Below are 21,918 nucleotides of genomic sequence, written 5' to 3' on the forward strand. Positions count from 1 at the left end.
GTTAAGAAACATTCTTCGAGCGATCGGTCATATGCAACGATCTATTTGTGACGAATGAGGCCAACGTTTTGCGTACAAACCGAAAGTTACTAGTGAGAATCTGCGCGTCTCTCGCTTGATCTAAGGAGACAAGAATGAATGCGCTTGGCACCGCATAATCTGGGGCATTTGCACAACATTCTGCGATCATGTCGTGCACATTCTTTTCACTTGCAGAGGCAAACCAAGCGGAGCCGTGGGCAGAGGGGATGAGGATAGCAGTAAGATATGACTCGCCGTTACCGATGACGGCGCAAAACGCAATACGCGGATCGCCGAGAAGCATCGTTTCTATCCATTCGGGGCTAATGTTGCGGCCAAAGCTTGTGACAATGAGATTGTCCTTGCGCCCTAGCACGATGAGAAAGCCGTCGACATCCAACTTCCCCAGGTCGCCAGTTCGCCAGGGGCGTCGCGCGGCCGCTTGAGCGAGATAGCCGTCCATTACCGAAGGACCATCGACGACGATCTCTCCTTCCTCGATCGAGACCTTCAAACCTCTCAGCGGTCGTCCCACTGTGCCCGCGCGCCGCTCACTCGCGCAATTGACCGCCACGACTGAACAACACTCGGAAAGGCCATAGCCTTCGTGTACCGGGATCCCGAGATCCCACGCAGCCGTCACGAGGGCCGCTGGCACAGGAGCACCACCGACCGCTACGAACCGCAGTGAAGCGGGTGCTCGTCCGCCAGTGGCCAAGAGCTCGCCTGTCCAAGACCTGAGCAATTGAGGAACGACAACACTCGTCGTTGGTCGATGTCTCTCGAAGGCAGCAGCAAGTTCGGTTGGATTGCTTCGTCCAACAGCCTCAGCCGCTCGACTGTCAAAATAAGCATATGCGCCGATTAGTTGAGGAACAAAGACGGCGCAGATCGTCTCCAGAAGAAGAGGCAAAGGAAGGACGGAAAGGTAACGGTCGCTTTCATGCGCGTCAGTCGCCGCTGCAAGCGCGGCCGCCGACCATGCGATCTGCCCGCTTTCGTGACGTACACCTTTTGGATTCCCTGTGCTCCCGGACGTGTAGATCACTTGACCAAAACCATCGACAATATCGGCCGGCTGCCACTCATAGCGATGGTTGTCAATGAGGTGAATATCGACACCCGATTGCAGCGCGCGCGATAAAGTTGCTTGGCCCACCAGAATGAGTTCGATCGAGGCATTACGGATGATATAGGCAAGTTGGTTATCACTGAAGAAAGTCGGTAAGGGCACAGCGATCTTGCCCGCGAGGACACAGGCAAGCTGGCCAATGACCCATTCTACGCCATTGGGCGCAAACAGACCGATTACACGTGGTAACCTGCGGAGATCCGAAGCTAGCGCCGCCACCCGTGCCAATAAGTCTCGGCGAGTAAGCGTCTCGGTTTGATCACTTATCGATTTGACATCGCCGGCGCTTTGCGCGTGGCTCCTCATTGCGTCAAAGATCGTGCGCATGGGTCTGTTTGTCTTTGTCGGAACCACGGTACGTATGGAATCGAGTGCTTTCCACCGCATATACCTTGGGTTCTGTGGTATAATATTTGCCCCAACGCTCAACGTCGACAATTCGTCGACGATCCGCGACCCCGAGGTAAGTAAGTGCGAAACCAATACGTTCTAACATGAGCGATAATCGGCTCGTCAGTGTGAAGAATGACCAGGAGAAGCCAGTATCTTCTCCGAAAGCAACGATGTCCTCGATAAACCCCGCAATAGCATGGGGAGCTCGACTGGCGAGCGAAGAGACCTCAAATATATCGCTCCGGGATACTTTGCGATGCGACACCGCGCTGAGCATGCTTTCAATTGGTGCCTCCAGATAGATCTCCGAAAAAAAACCATCCCTTTCAGATCTTAATCCGGCGGCACAAAGGATGTTGCCATGGGAACTCACACGAGCGATCAAGGGTGTCGCGATCTTACCTATCGTGGCATCATAATGGTTCGAATAGATTTCATTTATAAAGGTTTCAGCCTTTGCTCGGAGAGGGTCGGTTTCATATAATATAATCGTATTTGCCATTTGTATTCCCTCCCACACTGGGCCTAATATTAATATGGAAAAAGTAGATATATGCATATTATATACGTTATTGTCGCAACTATAACCGCAGCACAGTATGTTCTTGGAGCATAGTTAATAATATTACTTCTTTTGTATTGCATTTTCTAGCCTTGTTGCTTACCGTGCGCTGTATGGCATCGCATGTCAGAAGAATTTCGCGGCTACCTTAGTGAAGAATTTTTCTCGCGTGATGTGCGGTTTTTAGATACGATGCAATAATATGTACGGACTGAAACAAAATCCTCTGACCGAGACATCAACTGGCTAATTATAGGTGTTATCCTCGGAGAATGACGCCCGTTTCCCATCTCTTGTCCGTCAATGATGATGAGGACATTTTGTCCTTATTGACGATGTTCTTTCAGAGGCAGTTTTGAAAGGTCTCCAGCTGTTCTTCTTTGGAGCCGTCCTGATTTTCTTCATCCATTTTTTGTCGATTTGCCTGCCTTCGAGCGCTTTCGAAATTGGCTTTCGGAAGTACATTCATGTGGTGACAAATGTCGGGAAAGATGTAGCCATGTTTGCGGCCGTAGAAAAGCGAATGATCAATCTTAATGAGCGTATTGTCCTTTTACATCTCATCAAATGCTTTCTATATCATAACGATAACATGGCTGTTGCAATAATAATTACAATACGATATAGTGATTGTTCCATATTACTTCTAACTCCCTTTAGGTTTTGCCGATATAAACGCGGTGGCGATTGAGATCATCATGGTCGGTTGCTAAGCGCGCAGTAGTTTAGAACGGCCATTGACAATAGCAATCATAGTTGGGTGATTTTGCTCGCTTGATGAGTTGTTATTGTCTGCGATGTAATCATGTGTACGGGCTGCAACAAAGCCCCTTGATTGGGGTGCAAACAGACTAATTATAGTTGTTACCATCGGAGAATGATATTCATGCCGCATCTCTTGCTCGTCGATGATGATGAGGACATTTTATCCTTATTGACGACGTTCTTCCAAAAGCACACTCACACGGTGACGATTGCAGGGAATGGTGCAGCCATGTTTGCGGCTCTGGAGCAAGAGACCATCGATCTCGTGATTCTTGATGTGATGCTGCAGGGTGAAGACGGCTTCAGCCTTTGCCAAAAAATGCGTGCAGTATCTCGCGTGCCCGTTATCATGCTGACAGCTATGGCGGACCATACAGATCGTGTGGTTGGCCTCGAAATCGGAGCCGATGATTATTTGACAAAACCATTCGATCAACGTGAACTACTGGCACGCGTCAAAGCAGTGCTGCGCCGGACGGCCGAGCTGGAGGCGACCCCCACACCGAGCGAGACGCGACCGATGCTTTGCTTCGCAGGTTGGCGTCTCGATGTCGCCAGACGTGAGTTGCGGTCCGGGGACAATGCTCTCATCCTTCTATCGGGTGGCGAATTCGACTTGCTGCTTGCGTTCGCTGAGCATTCCCAACGCGTCCTCACCCGGGACCAATTGCTCGATCTCGCGCGCGGACTGTCACACGCCGCTTTCGACCGCAGCATTGACGTGCAGGTGAGTCGACTTCGCCACAAGCTAGAGGATGACCCGAAGAAGCCATCGGTGATTAGAACAGTACGGAATGGCGGCTATATTTTCACACCAGTGGTGACGCGCGGATGAAGCTCGTGGCCTGGCCGAGAGACACCATCGCACGACGATTTGCCGTGACAATAATTCTGGCTGTCATGGCCACACTCACGTGTGTCCGCTTGTTTTTTGCCTTTGGAGGCGTATGGGCGCAGCCCGAATTACAAGCGTCGGGACTCCTGGGGGTGGCGGCAGGAGTCGTCCGAGTCATTGATGCAGCGCCACCGCAGATGCGGCAGGCCCTGGTAGCAGCGGCAACCACCAGCACGCTTCATATCGACTTCTACATTTCGGCCTCGCCTGTCTCCGCCGCGCTTGAGAATGCAACGGACGCCGAGGACGGTCGGTCGCTGATGGGCAACCTCCTCAGTGATACCTTTAGAACTGTCGTGATCTTCGAACCAAACAGTCGCGTATCAACAATACCAGCACTTAACCATGATCGTGCTAAATACCCTAACGCCTATTTCTTAGCAGTGAAGCTGACAGACAGAAGTTGGCTTGTTTTTACTGTGTTGAACAGGCTTTGGGGACTCTCTCGACCAGAACGTTGGGCTCTCTGGCTGGTTTTCCTAGTTCTGTCAATTACTATCGTCTCTGCGATCGCGGCACGCCAACTTTCCCGACCCGTCGAGCAGCTTGCTGAAGCCGCGCATCTTTTTGGTATTAATCCTCATGCGCCCGCCATTGCGGAAACCGGGCCACAGGAATTGAGACAAGTAATCAAGACATTTAATGCCATGCAGGGGCAAATCCAGAAATTTGTCGCCGATCGGACAACGATGCTTGCAGCCATTTCGCACGATCTACGGACACCTTTAACACGGATACGCTTACGGGGTGAGTTCATCGAGGACCACGGGCAACGGACACGGTTATTCCGCGATGTTGACGAAATGCAGGCAATGGTCGATGGTGCACTTGCTTTCTTTCGAGACGATGCCTTAGAGGAAGATACAACCATTTTCGATTTGCCAGGAGTTATACTCACGATTGTCAACGACTACGCGGATCAGAATATCGGCATCGGCTATACTGGCCCATCACGTGTGGTGTATCGAGGGCGACCGTTCGCCCTGAAGCGGGCTTTTACCAATCTAATCGAGAACGCCATCAAATATGGAACGCCCCCAGAGATCGAACTTTCCTGTGAAGAAACGACGTTTATAGTGTCTATTAGGGACAGAGGTCCAGGAATACCACCAGATGCAATCGATCGCGTGTTCAGACCCTACTTTCGTCTCGAGAAATCGCGCAATCGTACCACGGGCGGTGTTGGTCTTGGTCTGACAGTCGCGCAAGCCATTGTTCAGGGCCATGGAGGCGAGATCATTCTCTATAATCGGCCCGGAGGCGGTTTGGAAGCGCGTATCACGCTGGCGGTTATGACGCAATCTGGCAAGGGAGCATCCAATATTGCGAAAGTGCATCGCTCACCTGAAATTTAACACGGCGTTTACGTTTACATTTTGTGATTGATGCAATCACAGCATTGTGTACTTTCAGCGTTCGTTTCGTTTGGACACGCCGAACTCGTTTTCTCCACTTTACCTTGGCAAGGAAAATAGATCACGCGAGCGTGTACTGGACAGCAAAATACGTAAAGAATAGCTTGACGATCCAACGAGACAACGCACGATTAGCTTATAAAATCGTGTAAACAAGCGGTGCCACCAAGGCCGACCAGCACAAGATCTGTAGTTGCCCAGGCACGGCAAGAATAGAGAGTATATTAAGAATAGATGGATGAGTAGTCAATGAAGTTATTAATTTAAAATTGGTGACGGCGATCTGGTGTTTCCAGTATAGTTGACGTTGTATCACCCACCTGAAACCGAGTTCCGAGACTATGACCTCGACGGAGAGTGGAGCACGTTCAACTGGAAGAGAGTATGCCGTCGTGAACATGTTGCTAGCGATCGCAATCGGAAACTCGTTCGGCTTCACCGCCGTCATATTGATCGGATTTTTTATCATCTGGGTCTCACCATACTGCCGCGCAGCGATTATTAGATTAATCTTGGCTTGCAACAGATCAGCGAACAGGTAGCGTGCCACTATGACGGCAATCGCTACCTCGATTAGATACATACCGCTAACAATGCCAGCTCCGATTAGTACACAGCACATCAAGAAGTGAGACATTTCAGAAGCTCCAAAAAACATCAGGAGAGTCGAACCCAGAGGAAAAAGCACTTCTCTTGGCAAGAGAGCCGCAACTTTAGCTTACGAATTTATTCACTCGATGTGTGGAGTGTGAAGCTTACGAGAGATTGTTTCCGGCGCAAAATAGTCGAGCAAAGTTTCGGGTCGTTGACGTTGTCCCCTGAGGCTTATCCGTATTGAAGTAAGCTCTGGCCCGAACTGAGAACGAGAGAATGAAGCGCGAGCGTTTTTCTGAAGAGCAGATCATTGCGATATTGAAGGAACACGAGTCCGGCATGCCGGTCGCGGAGCTTTGCCGCAAAGACGGCGTGAGCGACGCCAGCATTACAAGTGGAAGGCCAAATTCGGCGGCATGGAGGTGTCGGAAGCCAAGCGGCTGAAGCAGCTTGAGGACGAGAACGCGCGGCTCAAGCGCCTGCTGGCCGATGCCATGCTCGACAACACGGCTTTGAAGGATCTCCTGGGAAAAAATGGTGACGCCCGTCGTTAAGCGAGATGCGGTTGCGCATCTTCGAACGACTTTTGAGATGAGCGAACGGCGGGCGTGTAAAATTCTTGGCTGTTGCCGCATGATGGTTCGCTACAAGGCTGTCCGGGACGAGGACGCCGGCTTGCGCGAGCGGATGAAGGCGATCGCACATGAACGACGGCGCTTTGGCTATCGACGTCTGCACGTTCTGTTGCGGCGCGAAGGCTATGTCGTCAACCACAAACGGCTTTTCCGTCTCTACCGCGAGGAAAAACTCGCCGTACGGCGGCGCGGCGGACGCAAGCGGGCGATCGGGCCCGTTGGCTTGAAACGCAGCACCAATCTCGGATGGTTGCAGCCCGACCCCGCCGATGCGGGCCGCGTCGGTCCGTGAGCCGCTATCATAGATCTCGGTAAGCGCCATCAGACGACGAGCAAAGCTGCCTCCTTGGTCTGCTTCGCCAAGGTCTGAAGCTGCGACCCAATATAATCCGCCCGGAGCCTGACCGGGATCATCATGGCGAACCTCCTTCATTCGCCACAACTAAATCACATCATCGCCAATTGGAAAACCTCAAGGAGTCGGTCTTCCAAGGACTTGGTATAAGCTTACATTTTTTCCGTTTCATGAACTTACCTCATCTTCTCTATGACCAGTTCGAACATCAATGTCGGCGCTGGCTAACCCTGTATCGCCGCAAGACCCTCGGCGATCTCTTCCTCGGGCCTTATTATCCACCGCGCTGACGTCAGACCTTCAGGCTCCATTTGCCGTCCTCCAGATCCCCCTCGCTGGCTCTTTTCAAACATTGCAGGGCTACAGAAATCGTTTGTCTGCTGAGATCGCGATCGGCGTGGATCGCCTGCTCGATCTCCGCCTGGGTTAGCCTTCTCCATCGACGCCCTCGCTGGGTCTCAGGCGAGTTCTTCGGCAAATGCGCAATGATCGTCGCCCATTGCTCGTCACAGAACCAACAGCCAATTTATGTCAATTTTAAAATATTATATTGAAAATCGAATAAAGTGGACATCAGACAAGTAAAATCACAGGCTAAACATTGTCACTGTCGAGCCTAGAGTAACGTATTCGATGAAGACAAATTCTAAGATCGCATATTGCCTGGAAATGCGGGGGCTGCAGCACTGCCGGAGATTCAAAGGCTTAGATCTCCTTGCGCGCCAAAGCTATTTAGTTCCTCGCTCGCCCCAGGTTAATAGGATTCATTTCCCAATGTAACAACCCCAGCTTAGAGCTATCATTGCTCCTGCTACTATGCCGATGTTTTCTGCGTGTCGGCGGCGCATAGTTTCATTCATCAGGATCTAAAAAACTCGAAGCCGATCAAGATAATTTTAGCTTTTATTCCTGTTGGAGTTGCGAACTATTCAGGAGGTACTTTCAATGTTCCTTTCCTTCGTTAAGCGCTGCGCCTGCGTGAGCATCTTTGGATCATTTCTTGTTCATCCTGTCTATGCGACTGATCTGGAGAATCCATCTAATCAAGAGCCTCACGACTCTACCCAATTGCGGGTGAACGATAGCACTAACGATCCAGCTGAATCCGTTAACCGTACGATCTTCAAAGGCAACAAGGCTGTCGACGATTATGTCATGAGACCTATAGCGCGCACCTACTTAGATTACGTTCCCGAAGGTGCACGAAAAAGTATCCAAAATTTTGTCAGAAATACGGGTGAGCCTACAGTCTTCGTCAACGATGTTCTACAGGGAAACGGCAGGCGCGCTTGGAACACAACTCAACGTTTTGCCATAAACACTACAGTGGGTGCTGCTGGCCTGTTCGATGTCGCATCCATGTGGGAGAAGCCGTTTCATAAGGCTGATCTCGGGCAGACCTTCGGTGTTTGGGGTATCGACGCAGGGCCCTCAGTGCAACTACCCTTGCTTGGTCCCTCAAACGTTCGTGACACCGTGGCAGCGGTAGTAACCAGTGTGGCCTCTCCGTTTGGCTTCGTTCATGGCGGTGCGATGAACGTCGTATCCTATGCTCAGAAAGGCGTAGGTGGGGTCGGTGCGGTCAATAGTCGGGCGGAAAGTCTATCAAAAACTGACGCGCTCGAGAAAAGTTCACAAGACTATTACGCGTCAACCCGCCTCGTCAAAGCACGAGAGCGCGCAAAACTGATCGAGGAAGGCAAGATAGGGCTCGTTTCGCAGTCCGGTTCAAGTATCGCTGATGCGCCCAACAATTGAGAGAAACATAAGCTGTGTCACTACAATTGTAAATGTATACGCAAGCAGCAGGTATGGCTCGATGGTCATATCATCTACTATGCGTGAGGCTTACATCGTAAGCGGCTGGATAAGGCAATTGGCAATGCAACGATTCAGGGCGAATTCAAAAAATGTCAAAAGTCCATAGTTCCCGGCACCTCGTCAGAGACTTCGATATGTGCGATCCAATTCGCTCGCGGCAATCGGTGCCCATCGCTATCCTAAGCTTTTGGTGTTTCTTGGGCCCTATCGCTCCGCTTGCAAGCGCGGCTCCGGCAAGTGATCCGTCCGGCCTCTGGTTCACTAAGGATAATAAATCAATCATCAAGATTGCGCCATGCGACGCTCATTATTGCGGCACCCTCGTCTGGTTGAAAGAGCCCAATGAGAGTGACGGCACGCCGAAAGTGGACCAAGAGAATACAGACCCGAAAAAACGCAATCGGCCGATAATCGGTATCGACCTCTTGCATGACCTCGAGCCGGAGAAAAACTATTGGCGCGGCAAGGCCTACAATCCGGCAGACGGCAAGATCTACGACGTCACCTTCAAAGTGATTGGTGATACATTTCCCGGTGAGAAAGCCGAGGTCGAGGGATGCCTCCTGCACATTCTCTGTAAATCCCAAATCTTTACACGAGCGCAGGCCATTCCTAAGCCGCCCGAGCTTGCTCAATGAGTAGCGGAGGACTCAGCTCCCTAGAGTCATCCGTCTATGCATTTCTCCATTCTTTAATTGTGTATGTGAAATCTAATCCTAACTTTCACGTCACCGCGGGGCAATGCAACCTTCAAGTGCATTTACAGCTTAGTTGGCGCTCGCTTGGTATTGGGGCTTGAGTAGCAGCTGAACAAAAACTCTGATTCAACGCGGAGGACCCGACTAAGGTGTCAACTTTGTAAGGCTTCTCCTTGACTTAGAAAGTTTCCTCATGCTCCATAGATCGAGCACCCTATATTGTCTCTTTATGTGCACACTCACCGCAATCTTTTCTCCGGCCGCGATGGCTGTGGAGGACCCTGCCCTCACCACTGTTAGCCAGCTCCAGACCAAGTGGGAAACTTACAAGTTCGAAGTTCCAGAGGGCGATAAGCAGACCGCCTTTATGAATTCGCTGGGAGAAGAGGCTGACGCCGCAGAGACCCGGTTCCCTGGCCGGGTTGAGGTTTTAATCTGGGACGGGATCATCACTAGTGAGCGTGCCTCGATGGCGAATCCGCTGAGTGCTTTAGGCCTCGCAAAACGGGCCCGTGATATTTTGGAGAAAGCCTACAAAAAGGATCCGGCTGCATTGTCGGCCGGAGCCACGACAAGCCTCGGCGTTCTTTACTATCGGGTCCCGGGATTTCCTATCGGATTCGGTGACACGGAGAAGGCCCGCCAATTGCTCGAACAAGCCGTTCAGCTCGCACCTACCGGGCTCGATGCTTTGTACTTCTACGGTGATTTTCTTTATAATCAGAAGGAATATGCGAAGGCATTGGATGTTTTTGTTCGCGCGCAAAAGCTCCCTCCACATCCCGACCGACCGCTTTGGGATCATAACCGCCACCTCATGATTGGCGAGTTGATTGAAAAGATCCGGGCCAAGATGTGATGCCGCAAACAGATCATCGAGCCGTTCACCGTAAGACCAAGATCATATCCAATCGTTACGTAGACCGGTTCTGGCAAATGATCGGCAAACAACTGCAGCATCCCACTGGTGTTGCGGGTTCCATTGTTGGGTGGCTCATGGCGATAATCAACGACGAGCCGAATCGTGTGGCGATCGCTGCTCTTGAGCTCGTCGAACGCGATACTGTCCTTGAACTAGGCTTCGGACCAGGACGGGGCCTCGCCGCGCTATCGTGCCGCGTTTTGCAGGGCCAAGTATATGGCGTCGATCAATCTGCCCTCATGTTGGCGCAAGCATCACGCAGGAACCGCTCAGCAATAGAGTCAGGTCAGATGAACCTTCTCAAAGGTACGTTCTGTCCCCTTCCCTGGAAGGTCGCAGCTTTCGACAAGATCCTACTCGTGAATGTAGTCTATTTTTTTGGCCCTGCCGGCCATGAAATGTCCGAAATCCATCGCGTGTTGCGACCCGGTGGCCGACTCGTTGTCTATGTGACAGACAGTTCGACCATGAAAAAATGGCCCTTCGCGAGTCCCGATACACATCTGGTTTTCGACCAAAGAGACTTGCGGACCCTTCTCGAAAGAGGTGGGTTTGATGCCCCTGAAGTCACGATCCACACGTTGCATCTTCCGTTCGGGATCAGGGGCTTGCTCGCGATTGCTGAGAAATCCTTTAAGCCGGCATAACAGCATCACGCATTAGGAGTAAATAATGAAGCTTTTTCAATCTATTGCCGCAGTCACAGTAGCGGTAATACTTGCAATTCCGGTCCACGCGGCATCGCCACATGTCTATTTTATCGAACCCGTGGATGGTGAGCACGTTTCAAGCCCATTCACAGTCAAATTTGGTCTTGAAGGTTTGGAAATTCGCCCCGCAGGTGATGCTACACCCAACACGGGTCATCATCATCTTATCGTTGATGGTATTGCGTTGCCCACAGGCACCGTGATCGCTCTTAACGATAAAAGTCTGCATTTCGGCAAGGGCCAGACTGAAACTCAGTTGAGCCTACCACCTGGACATCACACGCTGACTTTGCAATTTGGCGATGGCATACATCAGTCCTATGGGCTTGATGTCAGTCAGACCATCAGCATTGATGTGAAATAATGCATTTCATTCGCGCGTTTCACATTTAAGACCGCTCCTGATTTATGAAGTTTACGCCTTCTCCCTTCAGTAAGAGCTGTCTAGAAAATAATTCGCAAAGTTCACGGTATTCCCGGCACTGTGGCGATAGCTATACAATTCTTGGCATATCCGATTGTAAACCGGTACACCCGAGTATAGGGGATGCCTCAAGCATTACGTAACAAACCGTACTAGATCCGAACCTCTCCTTCTTTGCCTCCTGTTCACGAAAGAAATTCGATGTTTAGTTGTCCTATAATCAGAATGGCCGCGATGCATAGGAAGGTTAGTTTGAGTTTTGACCGATTCTGTACAACCACTCTATCATCAACATGGCTTGCCGTTTTGGTCTTTATGATAAGCGTAATGCTGCTCGGTGGAATAGCAAACGCCGCAAGACTCAAGGTTACGGTTGACGACATACATGTGGGCCCAGGTTCCATTCGTGTTGCGCTATACGCGAATGATGATAGTTTTCGACACGAGGAGCGCGCATCGCGTATAATCTCTACGGCTGCCAACTCTGAGTCGATCTCAGTGACCTTTAATGATTTACCTGCTGGACAGTACGCAGTGGTCGCCTATCATGATGCAAATGACAATAAAAAGCTGGATTTGAAATTGGGGATGTTCCCAGAAGAAGGGTGGGGATTGTCGAACGATCCAACGGTCATCGGACCGCCGCGTTTTGGACCATCTGCATTCGATGTCGCGAATTCAAATACAAATATCGTTGTTCATCTTCATTATTAGACCACGATATTTTGTAGAAAGCGAAGCGGACGCGCCCATTATAAGGTCGGTATTGTCGCCTCATATCTACGAACGAAGCGATCAGAAACACTAGTTCGAATGATTCAACGCCTGAACCTTTGGTCGTATCGATCTGATTTTATCCGGCCTCGTGATCAAGAGGGGGCACTTCATGCCCGTAAAGATGTTTACGACTTTCTCTGCACGCCTTTCCATCTTGGTCGCCTGTCTGTTCGTATTGCCGGTCAATGCTGTAGACAATTCTTCTTTAGATACCGAGATCAAGCATCTACGGACGCAGTGGGAGAGCATCAAGTTTAGTGTTTCCGACGTATCGAAGAGGGTACAGCTCATGAATGCCCTTGGTGAAGAAGCTGACTCTGTTGCAACAAAATATCCTGATAGGGTCGAGGCTTTGATATGGGACGGTATTGTCACGAGCGAGCGAGCTTCCATGGCGAGCGCATTCTCGGCTCTTGGTCTGGCCAAGAGGTCCCGAGATATTCTTGAGAAGGCCTACGCGATGGATCCCGCCGCGCTTGACGCGGCTGCCCCAACGATTCTTGGCGTCCTTTACTATCGAGTTCCTGGCTTTCCAGTTGCGTTTGGCGATACTGGCAAAGCACGACGATTATTCGAAGAGGCTGTACAGCTGGCACCAAACGGGTTGGATGCCTGGTTTTTCTACGGAGAATTTCTTTATTCGGATAAGGACTATACGAGAGCTGCCGAGGTCCTTCATCATGCACTTTCATTGCCGCACCAACGTAACCGTCCGATATGGGACGAACACTGCCGTCTTGTCATACGGGAGTTACTCGCGAAGATTCAAGACAAGTCGTGATGAAAAGCATCGGGAACATAACCCGTCCTCACGAACGACGTTTACGTGTAACCGAATGATAACCAAGCAGCTGCTCAAGTCGATAATAATAATAGATTTGCAGAACGATTGTTTCGAGGATGAAACAAAAAGATTGTTGTGATGATAGAACGGAAGATATACTTTTTGGAACGAAATCCACAAACATTGAAGCGGACTGTATAGCTGGATGTTGCAGAGCGTTCGAAACGACAATTCCTACGAGCGGTATGTCAATCCGCAATGGGTTCACTTGCTCGATGTTTTGGAAATGAACGTCAATTACGTTCATTGTCATGGGGTAGAGCTACATACATCTGACGGAAAGGCGATCATTGACTTTAACTCAGGATATTGCGTTCACAATATTGGCCACAATCATCCGCGGTTGATCGCCGCGCTCAAGGAAGAGCTCGACCGGTCAGGTCCAGCAATGCTGCAAACTCATGTCTCAGACCTCGCGGGGGAGCTTGCAGAAAAGCTCTGCGCCAGAGCAGGTGGCCGCTTTACCAAGGTGTTCTTCGCTAGTTCCGGTAGCGAAGGTGTCGAAACCGTAATAAAATTCGCTCGCGCGCACACTGAACGCTCTGGCATCCTCTATGCCGCTGACGGCTTTCACGGTTTGACTTGCGGCGCGCTCTCGCTCATGTCGGACGAATTCTGGAAGGCGGGCTTCGGGCCTTTGCTGCCAGAGACTGAATCCGTCTTATTTGACGATATCGAGGCACTAGAAAACAAGCTAGCTGCAAAGCCATTCGCAGCCTTCGTGTTGGAACCAATCCAGGGCGAAGGCGGTGTGCGGGTTCCAGCGCCCGACTACCTCATCAAAGCTCAGGCGCTTTGCCGCCGTTATGGCACACTCTTTGTGCTCGACGAGGTTCAAACAGGCTTTTACCGGACCGGTGATTTCCTGGCTGCGCATCATTTCGGCGTCGAGCCCGACATGGTTGTTCTCGCCAAAGCGATGAGCGGTGGACTTATTCCCTGTAGCGCGGTCCTCATGTCCGACGCTATTTGCAATTCGATTTACAGTTCTCTGAGGCGCGCGTTCATTCATACCACCACCTACAGTGAAAACAGTCTCGCCATGCGAGCGGGACTCACGACGCTTGATATATTGGAAGATGAAAAGCTCGGTGCGCGTGCGGCTTCGCTAGGCGAATATCTTCGGCGGACGTTAACCGAGCGTCTCGGCAAATATGAGATGGTGGCCGAGGTCCGGGGCCTTGGTCTGCTCAATGCGATCGAATTTCGGAAACCGCGTTCCTATCTGCTGCGGATTCCCTTCGAGACCTTCTCGAAGATACATCCAGCAATGTTCGGACAAGTGGTGGTGATGCGCTTGTTCAAAGACCACGGGATATTGAGCCAAATCTGCGGCAATAATTTCCTGACTCTTAAAATCGCGCCTCCGCTCGTCGTCAGCGATGAGCAAATCGAACATTATATAACGGCCGTCGAACAGGTCGTGAGTCTCGCTCACACGTCCACTTCCTTCTGGTCCGAAGCCCTGGGCATTGGACGTCGCGTTCTGGCGAACGTGTAATTAGGGAACAAACTATGAGAATTAGCGGCGTAGCAAGTGCAATGCCCGAGTACGTTTATCCTCAAGACACACTGACTGGAGCGTTAAAGTTGTTCTGGGGAGATAAGCTCAAGAATCCAGAACAACTTGATCGGCTCCATTCTCGCACGGGCGTAACCTCCCGTCATTTGGCCTTTCCTCTCGAGCGTTATCCTACGTTTTCGTCCTGGGGCGAAACAAATGCCGCATGGTTCGAAGTTGCGCAGGTGCATGGTGAGCGGGCGCTTGACCAAGCGCTTACGAAAGCGGGAATCTCCCGGCAGGACTTGCATGCCTTATTTGTCGTTTCGATCACGGGCATCGCTAGCCCCTCGCTGGACGCCCGCCTCATTAACCGCATGAATTTGCGGTCCGACATCAAACGCACGCCAATTTTCGGTGTCGGATGCGTCGGCGGTGCCCTCGGTCTGACCAGAGCAGCTGATTACACCTTGGCCTATCCTGGTCATAACGCTGCTCTGCTCGCTGTCGAAGTCTGCTCCTTGACACTCAAGCGCGACGATCTTTCGGCAGTGAATGTGATAGCGTCTGGACTTTTCGGCGACGGTGCCGCCGCCGTCATCGTTTCGGGGTCGCAGACCACGAACGACCAGAGACCGGGTGCAGGCCCTGAGATCTTGGCGAACGGGTCCTTTTTCTATCCTGGTACTGAAGACATCATGGGCTGGGGCATTTCCGAAACCGGATTCCAGATCGTGCTGTCGCCCGGCTTGATGGATCTGGTTAAAGCCAACCTCTCGCGCGACGTTGACTCATTTCTCAATGAGCACGGCCTCACGCGAAGCGATATCGGAAACTGGGTGATCCATACAGGTGGGCCTCGTGTCCTTGATGCGATGCAGGAAGCGCTAGAGCTCGAAGATCGCCATCTGGAGCGGTCTTGGGATAGCCTCAGTCGTTTCGGTAACCTTTCCTCTGCTTCCGTGCTGCTGGTGCTGGAGGACATCGCGGAGAAGCACCGGCCAGACCCTGGAACTTTCGGCGTGCTTTTAGCGATGGGGCCGGGTTTCTGCTCCGAGATGATCCTGCTTCGATGGTGATTCCTTTGGAAACGGAAATCGTCGTAGTGGGCGGTGGCCCCGCAGGCCTTGCCGCTGCGCTTGCCGTGCGCCAAAAAGGGTTTGAGGTCTGTGTCGTTGACAGGGCCCAGCCACCGACCGACAAGGCCTGCGGAGAAGGCGTGATGCCGGATGGAGTCACGGCCTTGTCCCGCCTCGGAGTCTGTCTCGGTGTGGACCATGGCGTACCTTTTCGCGGGATCCGATTCGTCGGTGACCAACGAATCGCGGAGGCATCCTTTCCTCGTGGAAGCGGTATTGGCATTCGCCGCACGGCTTTACACCACATCCTTCAGGATCGAGCGCGCGCAGCTGGCATCGTGACTGCCTGGGGTATGAAGGTGACGGGAGTTGATCCTGAGGGGGTTAGACTCCGCGACCAACTCATACGCTGTCGATGGATCATAGCGGCCGATGGCTCGGTTTCACAAATCCGCCAATGGGCGGGTTTGTCACCGATCCGTCAAGACGGTGGGCGGATCGGCCTACGTCAGCACTTCCGTATAAAGCCGTGGTCCGACTTTGTCGAAGTCCATTGGGCCAACGGATGCCAGGCATATGTCACCCCGGTGGGACCAGAAGAGGTCTGCATAGCGCTGCTCAGCCGGGAACGAGAGTTACGTTTTACAGAACTTGCGGCTCATTTTCCCCAACTTGGCAGACACCTCAAAAACGCCGAACCAACTGATGCAGTGCGCGGAGGAAAGGTCGCATCCGTACATCTGCGCCGAGTAACATGCGGCCGGATAGCCTTGATTGGGGATGCTTCTAGTTCCATCGACGCGGTCACGGGTGAAGGTCTGACCCTCGCTTTTCGACAGGCAGAAGCACTCGCCGCGGCGTTGGCAGAAAACGACCTATCGTCTTACGAGGCGGCGCACCGTCGGATATGCCGAATGCCATTCTTTATGGCGCGTCTGCTCCTTCTCATGGATGAACACCATGGCTTGCGAAAAATCGGCCTACAAGCGTTGGCATCCCAGCCTGGTACCTTCAGCCGCCTTTTGGCGGCGCATGTTGGAGCCCGACATCCCGCTGCTGCATCCTTAGATATCCTAGCTCTGACCGTAGGTTTGCTTACGCATGCAGTGACGCTACATGCTGTATAAGAAGGCGGGATGTAATGTATACCACTAAGCCGGTTGGTATCTGCCGCAGCATGGTTTCTGTTGCAGCCATTTGATGGGATGCACCGCTGGCTCAGCAAAGTGCGTCGTTTACATTTGAAGGCTCCTCCCGCGAAGCTCCATCATGCGGCGGCTAATGCCGACCGCTAAGACACCCTGCATCACGCGTCTCAGGAATTACAAAATCTGCTTGACTCTGCCGCCTCGATTAGACGATCCTATCAGCCCCTTACTATCTTGGGACAGCTTGGCGCGCTTTCAAAATCATACAGCCAATGCGTTAGGCAGAGCAGCGAGCAGGTGAGCGCGAGCTACCTATTTTATTTCTCTGCATCTCTCATGTCGCGAAGCTCGTGCTCCAACCTCCGCCAGGGCCTCCAAAATACGACACGCCATCCACTTTCCTGTCATGCGGATCGAGCAGAGAGAGGATGCCTCCAGCATCGTCGATCAGATTACTCGGTAGATCGAGCGCCAATGGCTGGCCAGGCTCGATAGTTGTAGCGGGAAGATTGATCGCGCCACTAGGTCGTAAACTCATAAATTCGCTTTGCGATTGTCAGTTTGCATGATTCAAGGCTTCCAAAAGAGGAAGCCAGATGACGCGCCGCCGCTACGAACTCACCGACCATGAATGGTGGATCCTGTCGCCTCTATTGCCCAACAAACCGCGTGGCGTTGCTCGCGTCGATGATCGGCGGGTGCTGAATGGCATTCTTTGGCGGTTCCGAACGGGCTCGCCTTGGGCAGAGATTCCAGAGCGCTACGGCCCACCGACCACTTGCTACAACCGCTTTGTGCGGTGGCGGAAAGCCGGGGTCTGGGATCGGCTTCTCGACGCGGTTTCAGAGGCTTACGACGGTGACATCGTCATGATTGACTCGACCTGTGTTCGCGTTCACCAGCACGCGGCTACGGGAAAAAAGGGGATGGAGACGATGGCGGCATGGGACGTTCCCGCGGCGGGCTCACCAGCAAAATCCATGCTCTCGTCGATGCCGAAGGGCGCCCCGTCACCCTCCGCTTAACCGGCGGTCAGGTCGCGGACTGCACCGAAGCCGATGCGTTGACCGATGGTCTCGGCGAAGGAGACATCCTGCTGGCCGACAAGGGTTATGATAGCAACGCTATCCGAGCCAAGGCGGCGGAGCGGAAAGCCTGGGCCAACATCCCACCAAAAGACAATCGCAAGGGGAGCTTCTCCTTCTCGCGTTGGGTCTATCGGCAACGCAACCTCGTGGAACGGTTCTTTAACCGGATCAAGCAGTTCCGCGGCATCGCAACACGCTACGACAAAGACCCCGCCAACTTCCTCGCCGCTATCAAACTCGTCGCGATAAGAATTTGGTGCCAAAGTTTATGAGTCGACGCCCTAGGGCTCGTGACTGACCAACCAGAAACGTCCAATAGAACGGTCGACATATTAGCGATCACGAGGCGTCCGGTGCCGCTGACAAGGCGGTTGAGTGAAGTGAGCTCAGCGACCGGCGCTGCGGTCGGCACGAGATTCCCGAGACCGCCGTCGGCGAAGTCATAGCGAGGCGCCTCGAAGCCAGTTGTACCTTCCACCGCTTGCCCTTGCGCGTCGGTCTGCCAAGCCTGGGTTTGGAAGGCGAGGAAGATGGCAGTGACGCGATCGGTGTTAGTGCTGAGCAGGAAGATCGCCCCGTCATGCCAGGTACCGTTCTCGTGGAGGCGGTCGTCGATTTCAGGCGGGTCACCTTGGGCCATGTGGGTGTTGTCGATACCGAATTCGGGCGTCTCGCCGAACACGGCGTTTGTCTGGCCGTGCGAGGTGTGAAACTGGCTGCCCATGATGACGATGTCGTCGTTTTGGTCCCTGGCCAGTCCAACAAGGCCTCGAGCCTATGGACCAGGTCATTCCCCACCGGCGCTCTCGCTCGGCAGCACGCGCATTTTGCGCGGATCGAATAAGTTTCCCTTTATGTAGTCGAGAGCACCAGCCGCATAGCTGCGCTCTTGGACCGCGAGACCAGGGCGGAGGTCCCGGAGGTGTTCGACGAGCGGATGGCGAAAGTCCCATCGACCAGGAAATTGAGATAGGTCTCGGCTACGGGCGAGCCCGAACTGCCCTTCGACGACTGAACGTTCACCGTCGCGAAGAAGGAATCCGAGCCAGCATCTACAAGCATCCAGAGGTGTGGATTTCCTGATAGCGCCGGCTTGAACCGATCGATTTTCCCCTTTAGGCGGCTATAATTGATCTGTCCCATCGTCAAGCTCCGTGGCGCACATTGGGTATCAGGTCAGACAATCGGTTCCGCTCTATCTCCGGCGAGCAGGAGCTGCGGCACCTGGGTGAGGTGCCAAGCGCCGCCTACCCAGTCGAAAATCCAGACCATGTCGAAGCGGTCGTCTGGCCAGTTTGGCACTGGCTCGCCCTCTGGGACTAGCAAATGGGCGAGCGGTGGAATTCTCTTGTGCTCCCAGGCGATCAACACGGTGCCGTCAGCGCTCATCGCTTTACCAATGACCTTCTGGAGTTCGTCCTTTCTGCAGGAATCATCGATCGACGACGCCGGACCGAGGTGGGCCGCGAGAGGTTCGATCGTCTGGCGCGGCCGCTTGCTATCATCGTCCGACGCCGGGTCGGCATAGGCAGCGAACAGGTACTTCGGACGTTTGAGCGGTGGGGGCGGGTCGTGGTCCCCGGGTGCGAAGAACTGGACCAGGGCGCCGGCGCGCTGCCAGCCACGCGGCGTTAGCGATTTTGAGTCAGGTTGCCCACTCTCATCTACGCCGGCGGTCACGTGGTGTTCGGGCTTTTCCGCGTGGCGGATGACCAGGATCTTTTGCGCCGGCATACTGCCCCCCTCTCCCTACTCGACTGGTTGCGCCAATCGAAATGTCAGCCCATCCAAAATTCCAGCGGGACTGGAAAAGAGTTGGGGCTACGCCGCTTTTCTGACTGGAATGATTTGGTTGTGTAGACGCCCGTCCAGCATGGCGGAGCGGACCATGCAACATGGTGGGCTCCTCGTGGAGACCAGCGCATGCGGCGATGGTCGATCCTTTCTGGCGAGGCAAATGCAGTCCTACTTCAAGAAGTGAGCCTCTAACAGAGAGATGACACTCACATAGCCAGCATCGCTTACATAACAGATCTTCGCATCCTCCGCTGACACGGGGAACCCGTTTATGATGGCACTTTGCATTGAGTATGCTGCAGGGTAAGCTAATTGTGAGGATATCCTCAACGTTGCTATACCATTTACAACTTCAAGAATTAGTTTAATGACATTAACGATAATGTCAACAAGATTGACAGAATGTATTCTCTATCGTCCGATAGTACTAATCACTCGAAAAATAGCTTCCGAAATTAACGGGGGCATGAAGCGCTGAGCGTTCGGTGATGAATTAAAAAGATAATTGATCCTTCAACATCTTGGGCACGGTTCTTTCCAAACCGAGAGCCTGATCCCTCACACAATCCCCCAGGCGCGATACTGCCCCTCCCCGTCAGCTCGCGCAGTCCGAGCGTCGCCACGAGAGCTGCGGCACGCGGCGTGATCCCCAGTTCCTTGGCGATGAGATCGCTCGAGACCAGGGGCACGCGGAGGGCGAGATCGATGAGCGCGGCGAGATGCGAGTGTCGGGATGTCTTTAAATAGGTTCTGTATCACTTTGCGTGCTGCCGGCATCAATTATGTAGCCGACATCAATAGGATGGATTCTGATTTGCGGCACGAAAAAATGTAAGCGCACGCTCAAGCTTTGTGTGCGGCGCAGCGTAAGCGGTTCAGATCCCCAGCAAAGTGCTGTCGCCGAACACTTTGTCGCGGCCGCAACTGCCGCAAAGCCGAGTCTTTGCGATGAAAGCCTGAACCTGATCGCAGGCGACTTCCGCCTGAATTTGACGGATCAGGTATTTGCCGTCCTCATGCGTGAGGCCGAGGTCGGCTTCTGAGACCAATTCTGAGCGCTTAATATGGCCAATGGTTCACGACTGGAGAACTCCTGCCTCGTCTATGTGCTCAAGCTTCAAGGTCGATCGCATTGGAAACTCCGCAATCATCATCTCTCCAAAAATAGCGGATTTTCCATTGGTGACCCCCAGGTTTTTGTCGGTCTCTATTTAATGGCATCCCGACAAGGTTTAACCTGTCCAGTATAGGTAGAAGCAAGACTTCAAGTGCTTCTAGGGATTGTCTCGCTTGTCGCATAAAAAATTGGCCTACTTCGTCGCCGACGTGAACGAATATTCATTGTTTATATAGTGGATCTATTTGAATACGGCTTGATCCATTCGGCCGGATATTTGCTTTTGAAGCCGGCTAAATTCACGCGGCGGTCGACCCTTCACTCTCTTAAAAGCCGTGCTAAAGGACTTCTCTGATTCATAGCCAACCTCCAGTGCGATCGCCGCGATTGATTTCCGCGAGTGGGCTAATTCCTCGGCGGCGAGTGTCATCCGCCAATGCGCCAGGTATTCCATTGGTGACAAGCCCACCGCCTCCCTGAAGGTCACCGCAAAAGCAGTGCGCGACATCCCTGCCACGCTCGCTAGGGTGTGAAGCGTCCACCGCCGGTCAGGTGCTCCGTGCATCGCCACGATAGCCGCGCGTAGCCGCTTGTCTGCGAGCGCGAAGAGCCATCCTGCCTCTTCGGTTGTTCGGCCGGATAGGTAAAGCCGCAGCGCCTGCACCAGCACGATGGTCGCCAGCTGCTGGGCGACAATGAAATCACCAGGTTGTCCCTCGGCAAGCTCCTGCCGCATGCGTTCGACGCACCAGCGTAACGTCGCACTCCCGGGCTCGTCACGGATGTGGAGGAGTGGCGGAAGGACATTCAGAAGCAGCTCCGACTGTCCTTCCGACAGCGTGAAGTAGCCACCGATGCTCAGATAGTCTCCACCCCCATTGTAGGTCATGATGCGACCATTGGGTTGCGGCGGCAGGACTTCGCTCACGGGGACCGGCTCCACCGACGGATCGCTGGCGATGCGGAAGGGTCGGCCCCGCGGGAGCAAGAAGCATTCGCCCGTGTTGACCCGTGTGAATGCATCGCCTTCGACCGATATCCAGCATGACCCGGTCACGACGGCGTGGAACTTGATTCCATCGTGCGGCCCGAAGCTGATGGCCCAGTCTCCACCCGCATCGAAGCCGCCTGAAACGTAACTGCGCAGTTTCAGGAGTGCCAGCACATCTGACAGCGGGTCCATTCGCCATTCCTGAACGATCGAAAACTAATTCCAAATTATAGG

20 protein-coding genes and 3 pseudogenes are annotated in these 21,918 nt (G+C 53.0%); 14 read left to right on the forward strand and 9 right to left on the reverse strand.

What is annotated here, in order from left to right:
* Position 1 precedes the first annotated feature (1 nt).
* Both BIND_RS13060 and BIND_RS13065 read right to left on the reverse strand, forming a co-directional pair.
* Complete coding sequence (locus BIND_RS13060; RefSeq protein ID WP_012385535.1) at positions 2–1,480, reverse strand: AMP-binding protein; 1,479 nt, start codon at positions 1,478–1,480, stop codon at positions 2–4.
* Positions 1,464–2,048 carry a thermostable hemolysin gene (locus BIND_RS13065; protein WP_012385536.1) on the reverse strand — a complete coding sequence of 195 codons (585 nt, stop codon included), beginning with the start codon at positions 2,046–2,048 and terminating at the stop codon, positions 1,464–1,466. Before BIND_RS13065 ends, BIND_RS13060 begins: the two co-directional genes overlap by 17 nt.
* A gap of 946 nt (positions 2,049–2,994) precedes the next feature.
* Here BIND_RS13065 and BIND_RS13075 point away from each other — a divergent pair.
* Positions 2,995–3,708 carry a response regulator gene (locus BIND_RS13075; RefSeq protein ID WP_012385537.1) on the forward strand — a complete coding sequence of 238 codons (714 nt, stop codon included), beginning with the start codon at positions 2,995–2,997 and terminating at the stop codon, positions 3,706–3,708.
* Positions 3,705–5,123, forward strand: a complete 1,419-nt coding sequence (locus BIND_RS13080) for an ATP-binding protein (protein WP_012385538.1) — start codon at positions 3,705–3,707, stop codon at positions 5,121–5,123. The genes BIND_RS13075 and BIND_RS13080 overlap by 4 nt, the downstream gene beginning before the upstream one ends.
* 196 nt (positions 5,124–5,319) lie before the next feature.
* Here the strand turns inward: BIND_RS13080 and BIND_RS13085 are convergent, their stop codons facing one another.
* Positions 5,320–5,820: a hypothetical protein gene (locus tag BIND_RS13085; protein ID WP_012385539.1), complete on the reverse strand. Its 501-nt coding sequence runs from the start codon at positions 5,818–5,820 to the stop codon at positions 5,320–5,322.
* A 233-nt stretch (positions 5,821–6,053) separates the two neighbouring features.
* Here BIND_RS13085 and BIND_RS20665 point away from each other — a divergent pair.
* The 11 genes and pseudogenes from BIND_RS20665 to BIND_RS13150 all read left to right on the forward strand — a co-directional run.
* A pseudogene (locus tag BIND_RS20665) lies at positions 6,054–6,626 on the forward strand (transposase); the annotation flags it as partial.
* 1,086 nt (positions 6,627–7,712) lie between these two features.
* On the forward strand, positions 7,713–8,525 hold the full coding sequence (locus BIND_RS13105) for an MlaA family lipoprotein (protein WP_012385540.1): 813 nt from the start codon (positions 7,713–7,715) through the stop codon (positions 8,523–8,525).
* Between the two features lie 260 nt (positions 8,526–8,785).
* Complete coding sequence (locus BIND_RS13110; protein ID WP_158304388.1) at positions 8,786–9,226, forward strand: DUF2147 domain-containing protein; 441 nt, start codon at positions 8,786–8,788, stop codon at positions 9,224–9,226.
* Positions 9,227–9,515: 289 nt separating this feature from the next.
* Positions 9,516–10,145, forward strand: coding sequence for a tetratricopeptide repeat protein (locus BIND_RS13115; protein WP_012385542.1), 630 nt, complete (start codon positions 9,516–9,518; stop codon positions 10,143–10,145).
* A gap of 137 nt (positions 10,146–10,282) precedes the next feature.
* Positions 10,283–10,855, forward strand: a complete 573-nt coding sequence (locus BIND_RS13120) for a class I SAM-dependent methyltransferase (RefSeq protein WP_244395886.1) — start codon at positions 10,283–10,285, stop codon at positions 10,853–10,855.
* 25 nt (positions 10,856–10,880) lie between these two features.
* Complete coding sequence (locus BIND_RS13125; protein ID WP_012385544.1) at positions 10,881–11,282, forward strand: DUF4399 domain-containing protein; 402 nt, start codon at positions 10,881–10,883, stop codon at positions 11,280–11,282.
* 387 nt (positions 11,283–11,669) lie between these two features.
* Positions 11,670–12,056, forward strand: coding sequence for a DUF2141 domain-containing protein (locus tag BIND_RS20670; protein ID WP_158304389.1), 387 nt, complete (start codon positions 11,670–11,672; stop codon positions 12,054–12,056).
* Between the two features lie 172 nt (positions 12,057–12,228).
* Positions 12,229–12,900: a tetratricopeptide repeat protein gene (locus BIND_RS13135; protein ID WP_012385546.1), complete on the forward strand. Its 672-nt coding sequence runs from the start codon at positions 12,229–12,231 to the stop codon at positions 12,898–12,900.
* Positions 12,901–13,108: 208 nt separating this feature from the next.
* Entirely contained in the window at positions 13,109–14,464 is a 1,356-nt protein-coding gene (locus tag BIND_RS13140; RefSeq protein WP_012385547.1) for an aspartate aminotransferase family protein, read from the forward strand.
* 14 nt (positions 14,465–14,478) lie between these two features.
* Positions 14,479–15,543 (forward strand): type III polyketide synthase, encoded by a 1,065-nt coding sequence (locus BIND_RS13145; RefSeq protein WP_012385548.1) that lies wholly within the window; start codon positions 14,479–14,481, stop codon positions 15,541–15,543.
* Entirely contained in the window at positions 15,537–16,670 is a 1,134-nt protein-coding gene (locus tag BIND_RS13150) for an NAD(P)/FAD-dependent oxidoreductase (RefSeq protein WP_012385549.1), read from the forward strand. Before BIND_RS13145 ends, BIND_RS13150 begins: the two co-directional genes overlap by 7 nt.
* A 355-nt stretch (positions 16,671–17,025) precedes the next feature.
* Here the strand turns inward: BIND_RS13150 and BIND_RS21345 are convergent, their stop codons facing one another.
* On the reverse strand, positions 17,026–17,229 hold the full coding sequence (locus BIND_RS21345; protein ID WP_148210640.1) for a hypothetical protein: 204 nt from the start codon (positions 17,227–17,229) through the stop codon (positions 17,026–17,028).
* Between the two features lie 58 nt (positions 17,230–17,287).
* Between BIND_RS21345 and BIND_RS20675 the strand changes: the two are divergent.
* Positions 17,288–18,051: pseudogene (locus BIND_RS20675) on the forward strand (IS5 family transposase).
* On the opposite strand, the pseudogene BIND_RS22345 reads toward BIND_RS20675, so the two are convergent.
* From BIND_RS22345 to BIND_RS13175, 5 genes and pseudogenes are all read right to left on the reverse strand, one after another.
* Positions 17,976–18,863: pseudogene (locus BIND_RS22345) on the reverse strand (DUF2278 family protein). The pseudogenes BIND_RS20675 and BIND_RS22345 sit on opposite strands and share 76 nt — an antisense overlap.
* Before the next feature lie 92 nt (positions 18,864–18,955).
* Entirely contained in the window at positions 18,956–19,513 is a 558-nt protein-coding gene (locus BIND_RS13170; RefSeq protein ID WP_012385551.1) for a histidine phosphatase family protein, read from the reverse strand.
* A 518-nt stretch (positions 19,514–20,031) separates the two neighbouring features.
* Positions 20,032–20,265 carry a helix-turn-helix domain-containing protein gene (locus BIND_RS22275; protein WP_341872304.1) on the reverse strand — a complete coding sequence of 78 codons (234 nt, stop codon included), beginning with the start codon at positions 20,263–20,265 and terminating at the stop codon, positions 20,032–20,034.
* Between the two features lie 186 nt (positions 20,266–20,451).
* Entirely contained in the window at positions 20,452–20,625 is a 174-nt protein-coding gene (locus BIND_RS21655) for a hypothetical protein (protein ID WP_158304390.1), read from the reverse strand.
* Positions 20,626–20,934: 309 nt separating this feature from the next.
* Positions 20,935–21,876, reverse strand: a complete 942-nt coding sequence (locus BIND_RS13175) for an AraC family transcriptional regulator (protein WP_012385552.1) — start codon at positions 21,874–21,876, stop codon at positions 20,935–20,937.
* Positions 21,877–21,918 lie beyond the last annotated feature (42 nt).

It is taken from the genome of Beijerinckia indica subsp. indica ATCC 9039 (genome assembly GCF_000019845.1).
Classification (GTDB): domain Bacteria; phylum Pseudomonadota; class Alphaproteobacteria; order Rhizobiales; family Beijerinckiaceae; genus Beijerinckia; species Beijerinckia indica.